This window comes from Pseudomonas sp. SIMBA_067 (genome assembly GCF_046534675.1).
Taxonomy (GTDB): Bacteria; Pseudomonadota; Gammaproteobacteria; order Pseudomonadales; family Pseudomonadaceae; genus Aquipseudomonas; species Aquipseudomonas putida.
On the sequence record NZ_JAWRYH010000736.1, the window covers coordinates 1 to 259 of the forward strand.

Below are 259 nucleotides of genomic sequence, written 5' to 3' on the forward strand. Positions count from 1 at the left end.
CTCACGGCCCATCCAGCAGCGCTCGGTGGCGTTCCACTCCCTGGGGCGATGCAGCAGGAAGAAGCGCTCGGCGCCGCTCGGGTACTTCGCATTCAACGCGCGAATACCGTCGCTGGCAAGGTCGAGCAGGGCCATGTCGTCGGGCCGGGTCTGCTCGGGGGCATCCATGAAGTCAGTCAACAGGGCGAAATGCAGGTGCTCGTCACGGTTGGCCAGAAAGCGCACCTCAAGGCCTTCGACCAGTTCCTCGACATCGCCG

General features: G+C 64.9%; 1 protein-coding gene. It reads right to left on the minus strand.

Annotation, left to right across the window (positions count from 1 at the left end):
- Positions 1-259 (minus strand): hypothetical protein (locus tag SB765_RS31115; protein WP_410932689.1); only part of this gene is annotated, 259 nt, incomplete at both ends.